Origin of the sequence: Photobacterium indicum (assembly GCF_003026215.1) — a bacterium.
Lineage (GTDB): Bacteria > Pseudomonadota > Gammaproteobacteria > Enterobacterales > Vibrionaceae > Photobacterium > Photobacterium indicum.
Genome location: NZ_PYOC01000001.1, coordinates 403736 through 421395, shown reverse-complemented (window position 1 = coordinate 421395; position 17660 = coordinate 403736). Strand labels below are relative to the sequence as shown.

20 protein-coding genes are annotated in these 17660 nt (G+C 40.2%); 12 read left to right on the top strand and 8 right to left on the bottom strand.

The genetic code is table 11. From position 1 onward, the window contains the following. Positions 1 to 8 precede the first annotated feature (8 nt). The 3 genes from atpE to C9J47_RS01800 form a co-directional block, all read right to left on the bottom strand. Positions 9 to 245, bottom strand: coding sequence for a F0F1 ATP synthase subunit C (gene atpE / locus C9J47_RS01810; RefSeq protein ID WP_004730405.1), 237 nt, complete (start codon positions 243 to 245; stop codon positions 9 to 11). A gap of 88 nt (positions 246 to 333) precedes the next feature. Further along, positions 334 to 1101 (bottom strand): F0F1 ATP synthase subunit A, encoded by a 768-nt coding sequence (gene atpB / locus C9J47_RS01805; protein ID WP_107251970.1) that lies wholly within the window; start codon positions 1099 to 1101, stop codon positions 334 to 336. Between the two features lies 1 nt (position 1102). Next, positions 1103 to 1501 carry a hypothetical protein gene (locus C9J47_RS01800; RefSeq protein WP_107251969.1) on the bottom strand — a complete coding sequence of 133 codons (399 nt, stop codon included), beginning with the start codon at positions 1499 to 1501 and terminating at the stop codon, positions 1103 to 1105. Positions 1502 to 2043: 542 nt separating this feature from the next. On the opposite strand from C9J47_RS01800, the gene C9J47_RS01795 reads away from it, so the two are divergent. Beyond that, positions 2044 to 2868 carry a hypothetical protein gene (locus C9J47_RS01795; protein WP_107251968.1) on the top strand — a complete coding sequence of 275 codons (825 nt, stop codon included), beginning with the start codon at positions 2044 to 2046 and terminating at the stop codon, positions 2866 to 2868. Positions 2869 to 3000: 132 nt separating this feature from the next. Here C9J47_RS01795 and C9J47_RS01790 read toward each other — a convergent pair whose 3' ends face one another. Next, a complete protein-coding gene (locus tag C9J47_RS01790) occupies positions 3001 to 3879 on the bottom strand; it encodes a DMT family transporter (RefSeq protein ID WP_107251967.1) in 879 nt (292 codons plus the stop codon). Positions 3880 to 4052: 173 nt separating this feature from the next. Here C9J47_RS01790 and C9J47_RS01785 point away from each other — a divergent pair, with 173 nt between their 5' ends. After that, positions 4053 to 4265, top strand: coding sequence for a VF530 family protein (locus tag C9J47_RS01785; RefSeq protein WP_107251966.1), 213 nt, complete (start codon positions 4053 to 4055; stop codon positions 4263 to 4265). Positions 4266 to 4441: 176 nt separating this feature from the next. On the opposite strand, the gene C9J47_RS01780 is transcribed toward C9J47_RS01785, so the two are convergent. Together C9J47_RS01780 and C9J47_RS01775 are read right to left on the bottom strand one after the other, a co-directional pair. Next, entirely contained in the window at positions 4442 to 5098 is a 657-nt protein-coding gene (locus tag C9J47_RS01780) for a Qnr family pentapeptide repeat protein (protein ID WP_006228785.1), read from the bottom strand. A 363-nt stretch (positions 5099 to 5461) separates the two neighbouring features. Further along, positions 5462 to 6718, bottom strand: a complete 1257-nt coding sequence (locus C9J47_RS01775; RefSeq protein ID WP_107251965.1) for an NAD(P)/FAD-dependent oxidoreductase — start codon at positions 6716 to 6718, stop codon at positions 5462 to 5464. Positions 6719 to 7048: 330 nt separating this feature from the next. Here C9J47_RS01775 and C9J47_RS01770 point away from each other — a divergent pair, with 330 nt between their 5' ends. Next, positions 7049 to 7936, top strand: coding sequence for an alpha/beta hydrolase (locus C9J47_RS01770; protein WP_245903251.1), 888 nt, complete (start codon positions 7049 to 7051; stop codon positions 7934 to 7936). 57 nt (positions 7937 to 7993) lie between these two features. Here C9J47_RS01770 and C9J47_RS01765 read toward each other — a convergent pair whose 3' ends face one another. Next, on the bottom strand, positions 7994 to 9061 hold the full coding sequence (locus C9J47_RS01765; RefSeq protein ID WP_107251964.1) for a methyltransferase: 1068 nt from the start codon (positions 9059 to 9061) through the stop codon (positions 7994 to 7996). Positions 9062 to 9302: 241 nt separating this feature from the next. Further along, positions 9303 to 9689: a hypothetical protein gene (locus C9J47_RS01760; protein WP_107251963.1), complete on the bottom strand. Its 387-nt coding sequence runs from the start codon at positions 9687 to 9689 to the stop codon at positions 9303 to 9305. 158 nt (positions 9690 to 9847) lie between these two features. On the opposite strand from C9J47_RS01760, the gene C9J47_RS01755 reads away from it, so the two are divergent. The 9 genes from C9J47_RS01755 to C9J47_RS01715 all read left to right on the top strand — a co-directional run bounded on the left by C9J47_RS01755 (position 9848) and on the right by C9J47_RS01715 (position 17620). Further along, positions 9848 to 10597: a beta-ketoacyl synthase chain length factor gene (locus C9J47_RS01755; RefSeq protein ID WP_107251962.1), complete on the top strand. Its 750-nt coding sequence runs from the start codon at positions 9848 to 9850 to the stop codon at positions 10595 to 10597. Between the two features lie 4 nt (positions 10598 to 10601). Beyond that, complete coding sequence (locus tag C9J47_RS01750; RefSeq protein ID WP_107251961.1) at positions 10602 to 11390, top strand: lysophospholipid acyltransferase family protein; 789 nt, start codon at positions 10602 to 10604, stop codon at positions 11388 to 11390. Positions 11391 to 11424: 34 nt separating this feature from the next. Beyond that, the gene (locus tag C9J47_RS01745) at positions 11425 to 11682 is read left to right on the top strand and encodes a phosphopantetheine-binding protein (protein ID WP_107251960.1); all 258 of its coding nucleotides are present in this window, start codon (positions 11425 to 11427) and stop codon (positions 11680 to 11682) included. Between the two features lie 64 nt (positions 11683 to 11746). Beyond that, the gene (locus C9J47_RS01740) at positions 11747 to 12004 is read left to right on the top strand and encodes an acyl carrier protein (protein WP_006228777.1); all 258 of its coding nucleotides are present in this window, start codon (positions 11747 to 11749) and stop codon (positions 12002 to 12004) included. Beyond that, on the top strand, positions 12004 to 12567 hold the full coding sequence (locus C9J47_RS01735; RefSeq protein WP_006228776.1) for a COG4648 family protein: 564 nt from the start codon (positions 12004 to 12006) through the stop codon (positions 12565 to 12567). The genes C9J47_RS01740 and C9J47_RS01735 overlap by 1 nt, the downstream gene beginning before the upstream one ends. Before the next feature lie 6 nt (positions 12568 to 12573). After that, complete coding sequence (locus C9J47_RS01730) at positions 12574 to 14022, top strand: AMP-binding protein (RefSeq protein ID WP_107251959.1); 1449 nt, start codon at positions 12574 to 12576, stop codon at positions 14020 to 14022. A gap of 25 nt (positions 14023 to 14047) precedes the next feature. Continuing rightward, complete coding sequence (locus C9J47_RS01725; RefSeq protein WP_006228774.1) at positions 14048 to 14398, top strand: ApeI family dehydratase; 351 nt, start codon at positions 14048 to 14050, stop codon at positions 14396 to 14398. After that, complete coding sequence (locus C9J47_RS01720; protein WP_107251958.1) at positions 14398 to 16086, top strand: glycosyltransferase family 2 protein; 1689 nt, start codon at positions 14398 to 14400, stop codon at positions 16084 to 16086. The genes C9J47_RS01725 and C9J47_RS01720 overlap by 1 nt, the downstream gene beginning before the upstream one ends. Beyond that, positions 16076 to 17620 carry an HAL/PAL/TAL family ammonia-lyase gene (locus tag C9J47_RS01715; RefSeq protein WP_107251957.1) on the top strand — a complete coding sequence of 515 codons (1545 nt, stop codon included), beginning with the start codon at positions 16076 to 16078 and terminating at the stop codon, positions 17618 to 17620. The genes C9J47_RS01720 and C9J47_RS01715 overlap by 11 nt, the downstream gene beginning before the upstream one ends. The last annotated feature ends 40 nt before the right edge of the window (positions 17621 to 17660 follow it).

Here is a 17660-nt window from a genome sequence, read left to right as displayed (position 1 = left end):
GTCATTTATTAAGCAACAGCGAAAATGATATATAGACCAATACCAACACCGATCATTGGAACCGCATCGACAAGGCCCATCATGATGAAGAACTGAGTTCGAAGCATTGGAGTAAGATCCGGTTGACGCGCTACACCTTCAAGGTATTTACCCGCCAAGTTACCAATACCACTTGCAGCACCTGCCGCACCTAAACCAATTAATAGTGCGCCAGCAACGTAAAGAACTGCACTTACGATATCCATGAATGACTCCAAATTTTTTATAAATTAAATTAACGATAAATAAGATAAATAGTGGCTAGAGGTTGTTAATAGCTAAGACGCTAAATAACTAGTGCTCTTCTGTTGCCATAGCTAAGTAAACAATGGTTAGTACCATGAAAATGAAAGCTTGTAAGAACACAATCAGTATGTGGAACAAGGCCCAAGGTACACTCAATGCCCACTGCATCCACCAAGGCATTAATGCAATCAAGATGAATATCATTTCACCTGCGTACATGTTGCCGAATAGTCGTAAGCCGAGTGAAATTGGCTTTGAAATTAATGTAATTAATTCCAAAATGAAGTTCACTGGGTATAACAATGGATGTTCAAATGGCTGTGTTGTTAGCTCTTTAATAAACCCGACAATACCTTTGTTTTTCAAGGTATAACCAATAATTAATATAAAGACACCTAACGCCATTGATACAGGAACATTCACATCAGCTGATGGTAAATCTCTGAAATGCTCGACACCAAATAATCGGGTTAATGCAGGAACAAAATCGATAGGTAATAAATCGATACTGTTCATCAAAAAGACCCAGACAAAAATAGTAAGAGCTAATGGACCAATGAGCTTATCTTCAGTTTTAAATATTTCTTTAACTAGGTTATTTACAAAATCAAAAGTTATTTCAATAAAACATTGCAGGCGACCAGGAACACCTTTAGTCCCTCGGGTTGCAACATATCTAAATACACCAATGAAAAGTAAACCTACCATCCAAACCATGATCATGGAGTCAATATTAATACTCCAAAAACCTTTTCCTAATGTGAGGAAGGTTAGATGGTGCTCAATATATTCGTGAGCGGAACTGACATTATCCACCTTACGTCATCCTAAATTGAGGTTTATTAAGTATCGGGGTTAAAAAGCATCCTAAAAATGTCATGCCATAAGCAGATAACATTATTACATTACTCAATGCCATGAACCGGAAGGCTAAAATGAACATAACAACGGTGTACACAAGCTTGACCGTTCTAGTAACTCTTATTAACTCACTGATACTGCTATCTTTCTTTAGTTTTACTTTAAACGTTGCTGTTATCATTCCCATCATCGATGGAATAACAGCAATAGCCATACCTATCAACGCAGATTCGATACCCAATAGATCAGAAGACATTACGACATAGGGCAAATAAATTGCACCACATATAATTTGACTTATTAAGATCTGTTTTGCAGCTAATAATATATCACTACGACTGGAAGGAACTTCCATAGATTATCCCTCTTACATTAAACAGTATTTATATTTCACCACTCCTTAAAAAAATACTTACCCAATCAAGAAAATAACGTCCATCCTTTACCACCATTACAATACATGTAATCACTTAAAATACTAATGGCATATTTAAATCAAAAGGAATCCCTATTTAAATAAACATCCAACGTTTTATTTAATTACAAAAGCTGCAATGTGTGTCACCTACACTTATAAAAAAGTTTTGGAATCATTAATATCGACGTGATCTTCATTAGAAACTTGATGGTTGAAATTTACATCATACAAACTGTGACCGCTATCATAAAAAATGCAACAATGATTTTCATTTTTGAGTGTTGCTTGTTTTTCAATAAAAGAGAAACATATAAAACAAGAGCATACGGTTATTAAGAACTTACTCCTATTCATAATAATACTTATTAATAAATATATTTACACATGCATTTACGAGTAAATAATTGCTACTTCATCGCATATCTACCATGTAATGAAACAGTATTCGTTAAAGTGATAATCATTGGCGGTTCAATTAAATGAAAAAAACAACCGAAATATTTATTCAAGAAGCGCATCATGTTCATAGCCAACTATACCGCTATGAAAATTTCATTTACCTGAATGCTAAAACAAAAAGCCTCATAACTTGCACGCTACATGGTGATTTCGAACAACGCCCTGATGCACACCTTGCTGGCAGAGGTTGTCCTAAATGTGCAGGCAAAGAAAAGAAAACAAAGGAACAATTTGTTTTATCAGCCCAAAAGTTGCATGGTAAAAAATATAATTATAGCCAGTTTGAATACTTAGGCGCACTGACTAAAGGGCTAATATCATGCCCTGTGCATGGTGATTTTGAACAGCGCCCGAATGCTCACCTTTCAGGTAAAGGGTGTCCTAAATGTTCGAAATCGTACCCAAAAAACCGCGAAGTGATCGTAAATGAAGCGATAAAGGTACATGCGGGTAAATACGATTATTCGAAATTTATTTATACCGGTGCGCTTTCTAAAGCCATTATTACCTGCCCCGAACATGGGGATTTTGAGCAACGCCCCGATGCCCATTTACGTGGTGTAGGTTGCCCGCTTTGCGCCAAAAAAGGCAAAAAAAAAACCAATGAACAGTTTACGCAACAGGCTCAATGTATTCACGGCGAACGCTATGATTACAGCTTATTTGGCTATGTAAACGTACGGACAAAGGGCACAATTATTTGTTCACTACATGGTGAATTTGAGCAGCTTCCATCGAATCATCTTGCGGGTAATGGCTGCCCTCGATGTGCTGCATTAAGTAAGAAAAACCAGCAAATATCACCTAAAAAAGAGCCAGTAAAACAACAATATTTGATGTGTTAAAATCAATTACCATGAACAAAAACAGCCCCCTATTTCCATTTTAGTGAAAATAGGGGGCTGTTTTTGTTTAGCACTTGTATACCAAGCTAATTCAAGACACTAAACTTAGAGTGACTTCTGCGTGAAAGCTGATTATTTAAATAGCTTACCAGTAATGGTATACCAGCCTCGATAAAGCAGTAACGCAAAAAGGATTAATGAGCACCCTATTATCTTCTCTGCTGGCATCTTCTCGCCATACCATAGAATGCTCAAAAACACCGTCCAGACCGGTTCTAAAACCATAATAATGGCAGCATTAGCCACACTCGTGTGTTTCTGCCCTGCTGTTTGTAATACATAACGGATACTTGTTGCAATCAATACGCTAGAGGCGAACCAGCCCCAAATTTCTAAATCAACCGTTTGTGGCCATTGCTCAAACATTAATGATGCAATCAGCCCCATCACACCTGTTACAAATAATTGAACACACGTCAGTAATAACGTGGGAATGCGCTGCGCGTATCGACTATTAAAATTAAACTGTAATGCCAATAATGCAGCTGCTAATAAAAACCACACTTGGCTTACTGATTGATGCCAACCACCGCCTGATAGCGATAGTAAAACCAGACCAACAATGGCAAAGGGTAACGAAATCCAAAAAGGACGATTTGGTTTTTGTTTAAATAACGGCCATGCTACTAACGGAACCAATAGCATAGAAAGGCTCATAATAAACGCCCCTTCGCCAAGGGTATCGCTGACTGAAATCGCATAGATCCAAGTCAGTAATGCCGCCCCCAACAACATACCGACCAGTGACGATTGCGCGATGTCTTTCAGGCTCACTTGCTTAAATAAACGGTAACAAAAAGGAAGTATAAGCAATGAGGCCAGTACAAACCGTAAACCAATAAATCCAAAAGGCGGGAGCCCTTGAATGGTTTGCTTAGAGAAAATCCAACCCGCCGAAGCCAGTAATGTTGCACAAACTATCAATAAATCTGCGCGTCTGTGTTGTGTCATAACATACCTAAATAACAAAAAAGAGGATAAAAGAATGGTTGGATGGGAATGCCATTCCTACACATATTTCCCTTGAATTAAACACACTGAGGCTACTTTGAATCCTGCACCTTAAGGTGACTTGGGTATATAAACTGATATACTTGCGTTAGATTCTTTCATTGGCAATAAACATGACTCAAACAAACAATCCTCTTCACGGCATCACTCTCGAAAAGCTATTAACTGAACTTGTCGAGCATTATGGTTGGGAAGAACTAGGCTATCGCATCAATATTCGCTGCTTTAACCAAGATCCAAGCATCAAATCTAGCCTAAAGTTTTTACGTAAAACGGAATGGGCAAGAACAAAAGTTGAAGAACTGTACGTACGCACGAAAAAATAAATATCGTTCGTAACTAGGGCGTGTTGAGGTTTCAGGTTCGGCCAGAATATAAAACCTCGACATGCCCTAAAGTACAAGTATTCTATCCAATAGCCCTCTTTGGATAGATAGTATTCACACCTTATTCTTCGTTTTTTCATCGCTTTTTTATAGCAACACCTTCTAACAAACGATGATTAACCAGGTAGTACAACAACCCCTAAAGGTTCAAGTAATTGCTCTTGCTGCCAATCACAAATAGTCACCTTTGCAACACTCACTCGACGAATATCAAGCCCAGTAAGATCAACATGGCACAAGTTACATTCCGTCATATCGAATTGTCCCCATGCTTCTGGCGAAAACTCACCACGGCTTAAATCAGACCCTTTGAATGTAGCACCTAATAGGTTGGCACCATTCCATTTATTTTCGAATAACTCACACTTTTCTAAGCGTTGATTTTCAAAATTAGCATACGATAAATTACAACGAGAAATATAAGCAGAGCAAAAAAAGGTATTGTGAGTTATGTAATTCGCAAAGCTGGCCAACACAAAATCAGCCCCTTTTAACTGGCTATCTCTTAATTCAATACCAAAGCACTGAGCACCTCGAAACTGCGCCATGCTCAAATCACAATGCTTGAAACTAGCATCTTTTAATTTTGTATATTCAAACTGACAACCATCCACGTCGCCGCGCTCAATGAATTGGCATTCGATAAACGCGGCATCAGATAAATTTGCACGGTTAAAATTACAACGATAAAACTGACAATTTTCAAAACGAGCATCTTGAAGATCTTGCTCACTAAAATCGTGTTCAGTAAATGTTTTATTCGTAATATGCATGAATAGCCTTTTTGCTTAAATGAGTAATGCCATACTTAACAAGTAGATGGTCAAATATTTGTGCAGGAAAAATAGTGAATAACAAAACAATAATTGAAGTAACTAGGATCAGTTTACAAAATGTCTAACGTTGTTAGGTGATTAAAACTCGCGAAGATGATCTGCTACTTGTCGATACCCAATATACCTCACTAACATACGTAGTGAATCATGGAAATGCAATAACCTTGTAGTTCCATACAAGAATGAAAATATGAATTAACTCATTTGCTTAACCGCAAAAAAAATACGACTGTTTTATAAAAACAGCCGCATTAATGATATATTCAAGTTAGTTCAAGATGCTCGTTTCAGATAGAGTTGTTAACTTTTCGTATCTCTACAAATTTCAGCAATCATACGCAACCGCCGTTCAGGTTGAGCAACAAATGGATTCGTCGTATCCCATGCGTACCCAGCCAAAATAGAACAAATCATTTGTTTAATTTTATGATCGGGGTTTTCATGAAAAATCACATCTTGCAGCTCACCAGAATACCAACCTTCAACATAAGCTCTAAAAGTATTAACCCCTATCATTAATGCCTCGGCATAGTCTTTCTGCCAATCAATCGAGTCGCCATTAAATTGCCGAATCAATAAATCTGTCACAATTTCGGATGATTTCATCGCAATGGTGACACCAGAAGAAAACACTGGATCTAAAAATTCACCCGCATTGCCTAACAGCGCAAATTTCTCGCTGCATAAGGTTTTTACATTCGCAGAATAACCACCAATTTCACCCGCAGGGTTGGGGAACTCTGCCTTGGCTAATAATTGACATAACCCTAGTTCTTCGCTCGCAAGCTGCTTAATTGCTGCGATGTTATTTTCTGGGTAACCAGCAAAAAATGCCGGCTCAGCAACGATGCCAAACGAACACGTTCCATTACTGAATGGAATTAACCAATACCACACATCTGGATTATCGGGATGAACCGATATTAAAATTTTATTGCGATCGTAATCGAGGTTTTCTGGTGCTGATGTATCGATATTGTCGACTACATGCGTGAATACCGCCCTTCGTGTCGGTAAACATGATGGTTCTTCTAATGCTAATAAACGTGGAAGCACCCGCCCAAAACCACTCGCATCCAATACGAAATCAGCCTCTAATTCATAACTCTTATCGTGTTTATCATTTACAGTTAGTACTGAGTGCTTACCCGCAAGATCAATATTCATTAATGTATGTTGATAACGAATTTCAACACCTTGCTCAACCGCTTCGTCGGCAAGCACTTTATCAAAGTTTGCCCGCTGTACTTGAAACGTAGTGCCTGCACCTTCGGTAAATTTGTCCGTAAAATTAAAACAGGTATATTTGCCATTACGATGAAAAGCCGCACCATCCTTAAATTGAAAATTGGCACGCTTTACCGCTGATAGCATATTCGCTTTTTCTATCACTTCCATACAGGCTGGTAGCAGGCTTTCACCAATTGAAAAACGAGGGAAAAGACTTTTTTCAAGTACCACCACATCAATCCCTTTTTGGTGAAGTAATGCTGCGGCAACCGAGCCAGAAGGGCCTGCACCAATAATGGCAACTTGCGTACGCTGTTTTGAACTCAAACGGTAAATCCTCAAAAAAGGCAGTGAGCTTTAAATAAAGACCATTACGTTATACCCAAGTTACCTCAAGCTGATCGTTTCAGCATCTTGAGGTGACTAGGTATATAACAACCCATCTTTTCTTTTGCTCATAAATCATTGTAATTTCTATTATGAGAATTATACCAAACTATTTGCATTCTCTTCGTGATGAATCCCCTAGGGTACTAACATTTAATGAATGCAAGTTCTTTTGAATCATCACTCAAGATCATAAAAATAATGAGATGAGATTGGTATGATCCATTTTCTACTTTCTTCCGTACAAATAATAAAATCGGGGAGGTGGTAATGAAAAATATTATTGGCTTGATAGTTATCTTATTTTTTACTCAAGGATGTGCAAACACTGCCTTTTTCACACCATCTAAAGCACAATACCTTAATCCAGATATTCGCTGGATAGAGTCAGTGTCTGGTAATCGTATTGCCCATTTATGGATACCAGCAGAAGAGGATATTCAGCATCGAGGTTTTATTGTGCACTTCCATGGCAATAGCGGGCATATGGAACAAACACAAGAAAAAGTCGATTGGCTCGCGAAACATGGATACGATGTGATGGTATTTGACTATTCCGGCTTTGGTCATTCAACAGGCAGTGTTGGCGACAAATCTGCTTATTTAGACTCGATAAGTATCTTGAAGCATGTAGAAAAATCACAAATAAATACGCAGCAACCCACCTTCATTATTGCTACATCTACTGGCGGTAATATATTTTTGCGGGCACTAGCAGATAATCCAATAAACCTTAATGGCATCATAATTGATTCATCGTTTACAAGTTATGTTGATGAGGCCAAGTTTGTCTTAGATAAAGGCATGTTTAGCGAATTATATTCATGGATTGCACATCTCATAATACGAGATAAGTACGCGGCCAAAGAGATTATAGCGACCTTGCCTGAAATACAGTCCTTAGTTATTCATTGCAAGTCAGATCGTATTGTACCCATCGCGTCAGGTGAAGAAATTTATCAACAGCTACCTGGTAACAAAGATTTCTGGCGATTAGATTCTTGTAATCATGCTCGAGCTATGACAAACGCATTCCCTGATAATCAAAAGCGTATTGTAAATTGGTTAGAACAAGCGACTCCATTATTTGAAGCCACTGATTCAAACACTGTCTCATTACAAGTTACGAATACCAACTTGCCAACGTTAAGTGAATAAAAAGGCTGAAAAAGCTCTGCCGATAGTAATGACATGAACGTTTCACAGCCTCTAGAATTAGCCCGCTTTTAGTTCTAATAAAGTATGACCAAGACCAATATCGTCAGTACGTGTCGCAACCACAAAGCCCGCCTCTTTTACAATTTCTAAAAAATCATCACTTCGATAAAAACGGCTGTTGCCATTCGCAAGACATGTAAAATACAACGAAGTGGCATTTAAGCTGTATGCAGCGGCATCATAGCGTTGCGAATCCCAGAATAACTCAAGAATATAGACAGTCGCATTATCAGACATAGCAGCACGTACACGACGTAGAATACTGAGTATTTCCATTGGTGAAAAACAGTCTAAGAACTGGCTCATCCACCACACATCAGCACCCGTAGGTAGTGAATTAGAAGCATCCAACATGTTAGTTGGATAACCTTTTATACGTTCTGAAAAACCATTTTCATCCGCATTCTTTAATGCCATTTCAATCTGCTGAGGCAAATCAATAATGGTCACTTCAACATCAGGGTTATGATTACAGCATTGCAATGCCCACTTACCCGTATTGCCGCCAATATCAAATAATCGTTTGGGTTTACCCTCAAACACACGTTCGAGTAAAACAGGGAAAGAACGATCTGAATAAAAGTGATCGAAATTAAACCAACTCTCTTTCGCTTTTTCTGGCAACTGAGACAAACCTTCGTAGATGGTTGTCCAATCACCCAGCTCTTTCAAACCAGCAGGCGTCCCCTCTTCTATCGCTTCGGTCAAATGCATCATTGCGGCGTAACAAACATCCGCAGTGAAATCCATATTGGCACGAGTCATCCCATCATTCGCTAAGAAATAGCCTAGATTCGCCAAAACATAATTAGGTTTATCCCACGTAACAATATGCGCACTCAATGCCATATCAAGTAAGACCTTTACACCATATTCACTCACATTGGTTTTTGCTGCGATATCAACCGCATTGAGCCCTTGCTTACCCGCTTGATCTAATGCAGCAAGAATACCTAAATCACGTAGTGTTCTTGCGGTATGAAAAACGATAGGAGCAAAAGCCAATTTTTGAGCTTCTGTTTTTGCATCTAGTGCATTAAATGGGTCGTTTTGATATAAAGTCACAGACAAATCCAATATGAAAGCGAAAAGTAAAGTATGTATACCCAAGTTACCTCAAGATGAATCCAGCACCTTGAGGTAGCTTGGGTATAAGTTTTAATAACTTATCATAATGCCATGTTGTTCAGAGACAAAAATATGGCGCATTTCTGAATTCCACAACCAACATGTCATATTATAATCAACCAAATGAATATAATGTGACGTAGCTATTACGATATAAGCCCTTAAATGATTTTAATAATTAAAGCGCTAGCATAGCCAGTTTTTTCTTAATATCTACATCTAAGTTATTTACCCAGCGGTTATAGTTACGGTGTATTTCACCGTCGTTATAATTAAGGTTCTCTGAACTAACATAGTTAATTGAGTAGGTTTTATTGCTGTATTCCACATCAATGACTGCAACATGAGAACGCGTAGAATATTCACCACGAATAGTTCCGGGTTTAGTTTCAGTCATTATCCAGCCACGGTTCATGCCAGACTCCATAATTGCTTGTTTTACCTGCGAAATTTGAAGATTATAAGCAACTGGGGTATTCTCTACATTATGGATTGGCTGTACTCGTCCACAACCTGAAACCGCCAATAACATTACAGCAATGGTCAGACCTTTTAATAGTTTCATTGTTTCTCCTTTTTCTTAATAAATGGGCACTTATGAGTGTTTTTGTATTGTAAATAAGTAAATAATCACAATAATGAATTCACACAAAGAACCATTAATGATGAAATCATAAATATTTCTGATGGAACTAACAAGTCAACGAGTATACAATACCAAAAATGAACAGTGTACATTTCAATGTAATTAATTTTATCGCGCTATCTCCGGGGTTGTCGGATCTTAATGCGTGGCAAGAATGGGCTAGCAATCAAAAGCAGTGGCCAGAACCACTAACGCCTGTACCTCATCATTTGATACCGCCGATGATGCGTCGTCGAATGAGCTCTTTAAGTAAACTTGCCATGCAAACAGCACTCGCATTAACGGAAAACCATAAAATTGACTATATTGTTTTTGCCAGCCGCCACGGCGAACTCACAAGAACAGTCAAGTTGATGCAAGATATCTTAGTGGGTGAAGATGCCTCACCGATTGCATTCTCTCAGTCTGTACACAATACGGCTGCAGGTTTATACACGATAGCAACAAAGCAGGCGATTCCGGTTACCTCAATAGGTGCTTGCGAGAATACGCTTCACGCTGCTTTAATTGAAAGTGCTGCTTATCTAAGTGATAACCCTGAACATAAAGTGTTGGTGGTTGATTTCGATGAGCCTCTTCCTGATCCTTATCAAGAATTTGATTCCGCAGAGCTAAATACGCCTGCATACCATGGTTATGCCTTGGGTATGATTCTTTCGAGTGGAGATGGCTATCAGTTAGCTTGGGAAGCTGGGCTCAAAAATAAAAACGTACAAGAGTCAAAACAGCAATACCCACAAACACTGAATGTAATCGCTAACTTACTTAGCGGTAAACAAGAGTGGACGATTGCAGCACCCCGCACACTCTGGCATTGGAAGCGTTAGAACGATGGAATATCAGCCTCTTACAGTCAAACAGAACATCAACAAGTTGTGGCGAGTATTTGCTACTGGTTTGTGTTTTTCTATTTTTGGTTTAGGGGCGCTTTGTCTTACCTTTATCGTTTTTCCGATCATAGCAATATCGACTAACAATCAGCATCAACGCGAAATGCGTGTACAGTCGATTATTCAGCAGTCCTTTGCTTTTTTTTGCCGAACAATGCGTTTGTTCGGCGCTATAGATTACAAACTTACTGGCGTAGAAACACTACAACAAGATCGTAATTGCTTAATTGTTGCCAATCACCCAAGTCTGATTGATTACGTTCTTATTGCCTCGTGCCTACCACAGTGCGATTGTTTAGTTAAAGCCAGCATTTGGCACAATCCGTTTATAAAAGGCATTGTAAAGGCAGCAGGATATATACCAAATCGAGATCCAGAAAGCTTAATTGAAGACTGTAATCAACGCTTAAAAAGTGGAAACGTATTACTCGTATTTCCTGAAGGTACACGTACGACACCAAACAAAACATCTAAACTTCAACGTGGGGCTGCACAAATTGCAGTCAGAACAAAAGCAGACTTACGCGTCATCCATATTACAGTTACGCCCAGTTTTTTGACAAAAGAGAAGAAATGGTACCAGGTACCGGATACTAAACCCTTTTTTCACGTGGAAGTGAAAGGTAAGATACCCGTTACACCTTTTATCTGTGAGGCTGATTCAGCAACATCGGCAGCAAGACATGTTAACCATCATCTTGCTACGGTGCTTTTTCCACCTTCAGAATAACAATAAGCACTCAAATAGAATAAGTAGGCCACAAGTGGAACAATTACAGATCGAATTAAAAGAACTCATCATTGAAGCGCTTAACCTTGAAGATATCACGATTGATGATATTGAAACGGATGCACCTCTTTTTGGTGACGGTTTAGGGCTCGATTCAATTGATGCATTAGAACTTGGCTTAGCCATCAAGAAAAAATACAACATTATTATCGATGCAGACGATACCAATACACGCGAGCACTTTGCATCTGTTGCTAACCTTGCGGGTTATATTTCAAAGAACAAAGCCTAACTAAACATTATATCTAGCCATAAGTAATGCCAACATTTGTGGGCACAGAAAAAGCGTATACATTATGACAGAAGTAAACCGTAACGAAGTTTTCAACCAAGTACGTGATGCATTGGTTGAACTATTTGAGATTGATGTTGATGACATCAAACCTGAAGCACAACTTTATCAAGAGCTTGATTTAGACAGCATTGATGCCGTTGATCTTGTTGTTCACCTACAAAATTTAACGGGTAAGAAAATTAAACCTGACGAATTTAAAGCAGTTCGCACCGTTGATGACATTGTAGATGCTGTCGTTGAACTACTAAAGGCTGAATAATGCGCTGGCTGACAATACTGTCAGCAATTGCACTGTTAGCTTATCCATTAGCCGTATACTACGGGCTTAGTCGTTGGGGGCTCGGTGCCGTTGCTGGATTGCTAGTGGTGCTATTTTTGCTGCGGATCATTGCTGGTAATCAAACTCGCTTACCCGAACTAAAATACATTGCTTGGCTTAGTGGTGGCGCTGGTATCGTGCTGGCTTTACTTGGCAGCCTGTTTAAGCAGGAAGGATGGTTTACCTTCTATCCCGTTATCGTTAATACCTTAATGCTAGGTTTGTTCAGTGCCAGTTTATGGCAAAAGCAAACACTGATTGAACGCTTTGCGCGCTTACAAGAACCTGAATTACCAGCTAGTGGTATTCGTTATACCCGTACTGTAACCAAAGTTTGGTGTGTTTTTTTTATCATCAACGGTTCAATTGCATTAACAACATGCTTTATGACGTTAGAAGTCTGGACCCTGTACAACGGACTCATCAGCTACTTATTTGCCGGTAGCTTATTTATTGGTGAATGGTTTGTTCGTCAATGGGTTAAAAGAAAGCAGGAACAATAAAGCACCATGAAAGAAACAGAAGTCGTTATGACCTTAAAATCACTGACTAACTTGATGGTTCAACCTTGGCCCGATACGCAACCAGTAGTTATCGCTCCATTAAATTGCACTGATTCTGAAAACACGGCATCTAACCGTACAGCCCTCGGTAACGTATTATGGTCACAATTCCGCTCAGATGTAAATGTATTAACCCAGCAACTTACCGCCAGTAAACACCAACGTTGGGCTATTTGCTTTGACGATAGCTATTTTTTTGCGGTCGCCTTTATGGCTGCCGCACACGCTAATCGCCACATCATTTTACCAGGAAACTACCAGCCAGCAGCTTTAGCTGAACTAGCACCACACTTTGATGCCGTTTTACACGATGGCGTGGCCGATCTTAGTACCACAGACATCGAACTATTCACCGTAGATGCAGCATCGCTCATTGCGATGAGTGACTCTCAAACAACAAATAGCCCCCCATTTACATCATTACTTCTTAATACTATTTGTTTAACGCTATTTACTTCAGGGTCAAACGGCACCCCTAAGGCAATAGACAAAACGCTTGCGTTACTCGATGCTGAAATTGAACAACTTGATGCGGTTTGGGGTGAAAAGCTTTCAAACTCAACCATTACCAGTACCGTATCGCATCAGCATATCTATGGCTTATTATTTCGTGTTTTATGGCCATTATGTTCTGGTCGTGCATTTGAACGCTTAAATGTTATTTACCCAGAACAAGTCATTGCACACGCAAACCAAGACACCACTCTAATTAGCAGCCCTGCGTTGTTAAAACGGCTCACTGAAGAACATATGTCTAAGCCGTATCGTGCAATTTTTTCTTCCGGTGGCCCACTGTCATTGGATGCTGCACAACACAGCCATAATCTGTTTGAACAACGCCCTTTTGAAGTCTTTGGCAGCACTGAAACTGGTGGAATTGGTTACCGACAACAACAAGATGCCACTACCCCTTGGTTACTATTTCCAGCAATTAATATGATGTTAAATGCTGAAGGCTGCTTACGTTTATTATCGCCTTTTATCGACCCTAACAATTGGTATCAAACCAGCGATCAGTGCGCATGCTTAAGTGAGCGTACCTTTATGCTAAAAGGGCGAGCCGATCGTATTGTAAAAATAGAAGAAAAACGTATTTCTTTAACCGAAGTAGAGCGTCGTTTATGCGAGCTAGATTGGATTGAAGAAGCGGCTGTATTGCCACTGGAAGAAACCAACCGCTTAATTCTGGCTGCCGTTATTACATTGTCTGAAAATGGTAAGAAAACCATTGATGAATTAGGCAAAGGAAAGTTTTGGCTAACATTACGCCAAGCCTTACGGCAGTCAGTAGAACCTGTTGGCGTGCCCCGCCGCTACCGAACTGTTGATGAAATCCCGCTAAATAGCCAAGGTAAGCGTTTAGTACGAGACTTAGAACAATTGTTCATCGATTAAAATCAACACGATAGATAAGATCATCATGATAAAACGTAAGCCTACAATTATTGCTCAACGCATTTCAGACAATAGCGCCGTGCTCACGCTAAAAGCTGATGCTGATATATTGGACTTTCAAGGTCACTTTTCATCTCACCCTTTACTACCAGGTGTTACGCAAATCGACTGGGCTATGCATTATGGTCAAACATTACTTCATGCCAACCCTCTTTTTGCTGGGATGGAAGTGGTGAAGTTTCAAGAGCCTATTTTACCCGATAGTACCGTCGAATTATCGTTAACATGGTCAGATGAAAAACAGAAATTACATTTCGTTTATACATCAGATAAAGGCACCCACTCTTCTGGTCGTATTAAATTGGATGCCAAGTAATGACAACCTTCCATCCTTGTTTTCTGATACCTTGTTATAACCATGGTGAAACAGTACCTGCTGTTATTGACTCGCTTGAACCTTATGGCTTCCCTATTATCGTAGTTGACGATGGTAGCGAAGAAAGCACCAAAACCATCTTGTGTGAGCAATCAAAGCGTGACAACGTCACTGTTATCACGCTTTCAGAGAATCAAGGAAAAGGTAGTGCTGTTACCGCAGGGGTCTATCAAGCGTATAAGCAGTGTTTTAGCCATGCAATTCAAATAGACGCAGACGGGCAGCACAATTTAGACGCTTTACCCAAACTCGTTACAGAATCAAAAGCACATCTTACAGCGCTTATTTCTGGTCAGCCGGTATATGACGAATCGGTGCCTAAATCACGCTTATATGGTCGTTACGCTACTCATATTTGGGTATGGATTGAGACACTTTCTTTCACCATCAAAGACAGTATGTGCGGTTTTCGCTCTTACCCTATTGGTCGTACTATCAAAATATTAGAACGTAATAATATTGGTAAGCGCATGGATTTCGATACCGAAATAATGGTACGCATGTATTGGGACGATTGTGATATCCGCTTTATCGATACCAAGGTGATCTATCCTGAAGGCGGGATCTCTCACTTCGATGCATTGTGGGATAACGTAAAAATCAGTGCCATGCACACTCGTTTATTCTTTGGCATGTTACCGCGAATTCCTAAGCTATTAAAACGCAAACCCAGCCAGCAACAACACTGGTCATCGCATACTGAACGCGGCACGATCATTGGCATAAAAGCGTTGTTAGCGGTATATGCGTTATTGGGGCGTAGTGCATTTAATCTTTTATTAAAAGCAGTTATGGCGTATTACTACCTGACGGGCAAAGCTGCACGTAAGGCATCAGAAGAATACCTTGATCAGCTTAAAAAACACGCCCAACAGCAAAATATAGCATTACCCGCAAAGCTCAGCAGCTATAACCATTTATTGTCTTTTGGCCATACCATGCTTGATAAACTATCCGCATGGCGCGGCGACTTTTCTGAGAAAAACCTGACCATACATGGTCAAGAACATTTTGACGGCATTGTCGAGCAACAGCGTGGCGTGGTAATTGTCGGCTCCCATTTGGGTAATTTAGAACTTTGCCGAGCACTAAGCCGTCGCCATAAACATATAAAAATTAACGCGTTAGTTTTTACCGAACATGCTGAACGTTTTAATGCCGTTATGAAGGCTGTTAACCCAAATTCTGATCTCAATCTTATTCAAGTCAGCACGCTTGGACCGGATACTGCTATTTTACTACAACAAAAAATTGAACAAGGGGAATGGATTGTCATTGTTGGCGATCGTACCTCTGTCACCAAAGAACAACGTGTTGTCTGGGCTGATTTTCTTGGCCAACCAGCACCATTTCCTCAAGGTCCATTCATGTTGGCTGCCGTGCTAAAAGCACCGGTTTACCTCTTATTTGGACTTAGGGATGATAATCAAAAGACACCGCACTTTGATGTCTACTTTGAACCTTTTAACGAACAAATCAAACTACCCAGAGGTCAACGTGAAGAAGCCCTTACTCAGGTGGTCAATCAATATGCAAATCGTTTAGAACACTACACGATGAAAGCACCACTACAATGGTACAACTTCTTTAATTTCTGGCAGTTAAGTGGAAAAGATAATGACAAATAATACTCAGCAACCTATTACATTTGGCGCAGAACGTCTCACCATCGAAGATGTTATGTCTATCGCCAATGGCGCACCAGCCGCCATGAACAGTACCCCTGAATACACCGCGAAGATCGATCGTAGCGTTGCATTTCTAGAGCGCCTTTTGAAAGAAGAAGGGGTTATTTATGGTGTAACAACAGGCTATGGTGATTCATGCACTGTCGCGATTCCACCCAACCTTGTTGATGAGTTACCACTTCACTTAACCCGTTTTCACGGCTGTGGCTTAGGTGAAAATCTTGACCACCAGCAAGCCCGTGCAGTATTAGCGACGCGTTTGTGTTCTTTGTCTCAAGGCTTTTCTGGCGTGAGCCACGATTTGCTCAATCAGCTTGTAACGTTAATTAACCACGATATTTCACCTCGTATTCCTCAGGAAGGTTCTGTCGGCGCAAGTGGCGATTTAACCCCGCTATCGTATGTTGCTGCGGTATTAATTGGCGAGCGAGAGGTTATCTACAAAGGTGAGATTCGACCAACAGCAGACGTATTTGCCGAATTAGGTATTACACCGATCAAGCTAAAGCCTAAAGAAGGCCTAGCCTTGATGAACGGTACCTCAGTGATGACAGCATTAGCTTGTATCGCTTACAAACGTGCCGAATACCTTGCTCAGTTAGCAACCCGTATTACAGCGATGGTGTCTTTAGGCATGCATGGTAATGACTTCCATTTTGATGAAGCATTATTTGCTGTAAAACCGCACCCTGGCCAGCAGGAAATTGCAAGCTGGTTGCGTTCAGATCTTCAAGCGGATACACCACCACGCAACAGTGATCGCCTACAAGATCGTTATTCTCTACGCTGTGCTCCACACGTGATCGGTGTATTGCAAGATACCCTACCGTGGCTACGCCAGATGATCGAAAATGAACTTAATAGCGCCAACGATAATCCAATTATCGATGGCGAAAACGAGCGAGTTCTACACGGTGGTCACTTCTATGGCGGTCATATCGCGATGGCAATGGACACTTTAAAAACCGCCGTTGCTAATATTGCCGATCTTCTGGATCGTCAAATGGCGCAGTTGATGGATTACAAGTTCAATAATGGACTACCGTTTAACCTAACTGGTGCAGAAGGCGAACGTAAACCAATTAATCACGGCTTTAAAGCAGTACAAATTGGTATTTCCGCATGGACAGCCGAAGCATTAAAAAACACCATGCCAGCCAGTGTGTTCTCACGTTCTACTGAATGTCATAACCAAGACAAAGTCAGCATGGGCACCATTTCCTCTCGTGACTGTTTACGTGTTTTGCAATTAACCGAGCAAGTGACAGCGGCTTCACTATTAGCGGCAACGCAAGCGCTAGAGATCCGCAAGCGCCATAATGAGCTCGACGAGAACCACTTTAGCCCTGCGCTGAAATCCATGACGGAAGCTGTGCTTAATGATTTCGAATTTGTTATTGAAGATCGCCCACTAGAAGGGGATCTACGTCATTTCATCGAGATGATTCAACAGCAGCATTGGGATCTTTACTGATCCTCACCATCAGCGATGCATGATCAAACACGGAGCTTTT

Bases quoted from the DNA above. Each gene is read 5' to 3' on its own strand.
- C9J47_RS01755 (WP_107251962.1), top strand. From the start codon at position 9,848: ATGAACAGTGTACATTTCAATGTAATTAATTTTATCGCGCTATCTCCG.
- C9J47_RS01795 (WP_107251968.1), top strand. From the start codon at position 2,044: ATGAAAAAAACAACCGAAATATTTATTCAAGAAGCGCATCATGTTCAT.
- C9J47_RS01760 (WP_107251963.1), bottom strand. From the start codon at position 9,689: ATGAAACTATTAAAAGGTCTGACCATTGCTGTAATGTTATTGGCGGTT.
- C9J47_RS01785 (WP_107251966.1), top strand. From the start codon at position 4,053: ATGACTCAAACAAACAATCCTCTTCACGGCATCACTCTCGAAAAGCTA.
- C9J47_RS01790 (WP_107251967.1), bottom strand. From the start codon at position 3,879: ATGACACAACACAGACGCGCAGATTTATTGATAGTTTGTGCAACATTA.
- C9J47_RS01740 (WP_006228777.1), top strand. From the start codon at position 11,747: ATGACAGAAGTAAACCGTAACGAAGTTTTCAACCAAGTACGTGATGCA.
- C9J47_RS01780 (WP_006228785.1), bottom strand. From the start codon at position 5,098: ATGCATATTACGAATAAAACATTTACTGAACACGATTTTAGTGAGCAA.
- C9J47_RS01735 (WP_006228776.1), top strand. From the start codon at position 12,004: ATGCGCTGGCTGACAATACTGTCAGCAATTGCACTGTTAGCTTATCCA.
- C9J47_RS01750 (WP_107251961.1), top strand. From the start codon at position 10,602: ATGGAATATCAGCCTCTTACAGTCAAACAGAACATCAACAAGTTGTGG.
- C9J47_RS01725 (WP_006228774.1), top strand. From the start codon at position 14,048: ATGATAAAACGTAAGCCTACAATTATTGCTCAACGCATTTCAGACAAT.
- C9J47_RS01720 (WP_107251958.1), top strand. From the start codon at position 14,398: ATGACAACCTTCCATCCTTGTTTTCTGATACCTTGTTATAACCATGGT.
- C9J47_RS01770 (WP_245903251.1), top strand. From the start codon at position 7,049: ATGAAAAATATTATTGGCTTGATAGTTATCTTATTTTTTACTCAAGGA.
- C9J47_RS01715 (WP_107251957.1), top strand. From the start codon at position 16,076: ATGACAAATAATACTCAGCAACCTATTACATTTGGCGCAGAACGTCTC.
- atpE (WP_004730405.1), bottom strand. From the start codon at position 245: ATGGATATCGTAAGTGCAGTTCTTTACGTTGCTGGCGCACTATTAATT.
- C9J47_RS01800 (WP_107251969.1), bottom strand. From the start codon at position 1,501: ATGGAAGTTCCTTCCAGTCGTAGTGATATATTATTAGCTGCAAAACAG.
- C9J47_RS01730 (WP_107251959.1), top strand. From the start codon at position 12,574: ATGAAAGAAACAGAAGTCGTTATGACCTTAAAATCACTGACTAACTTG.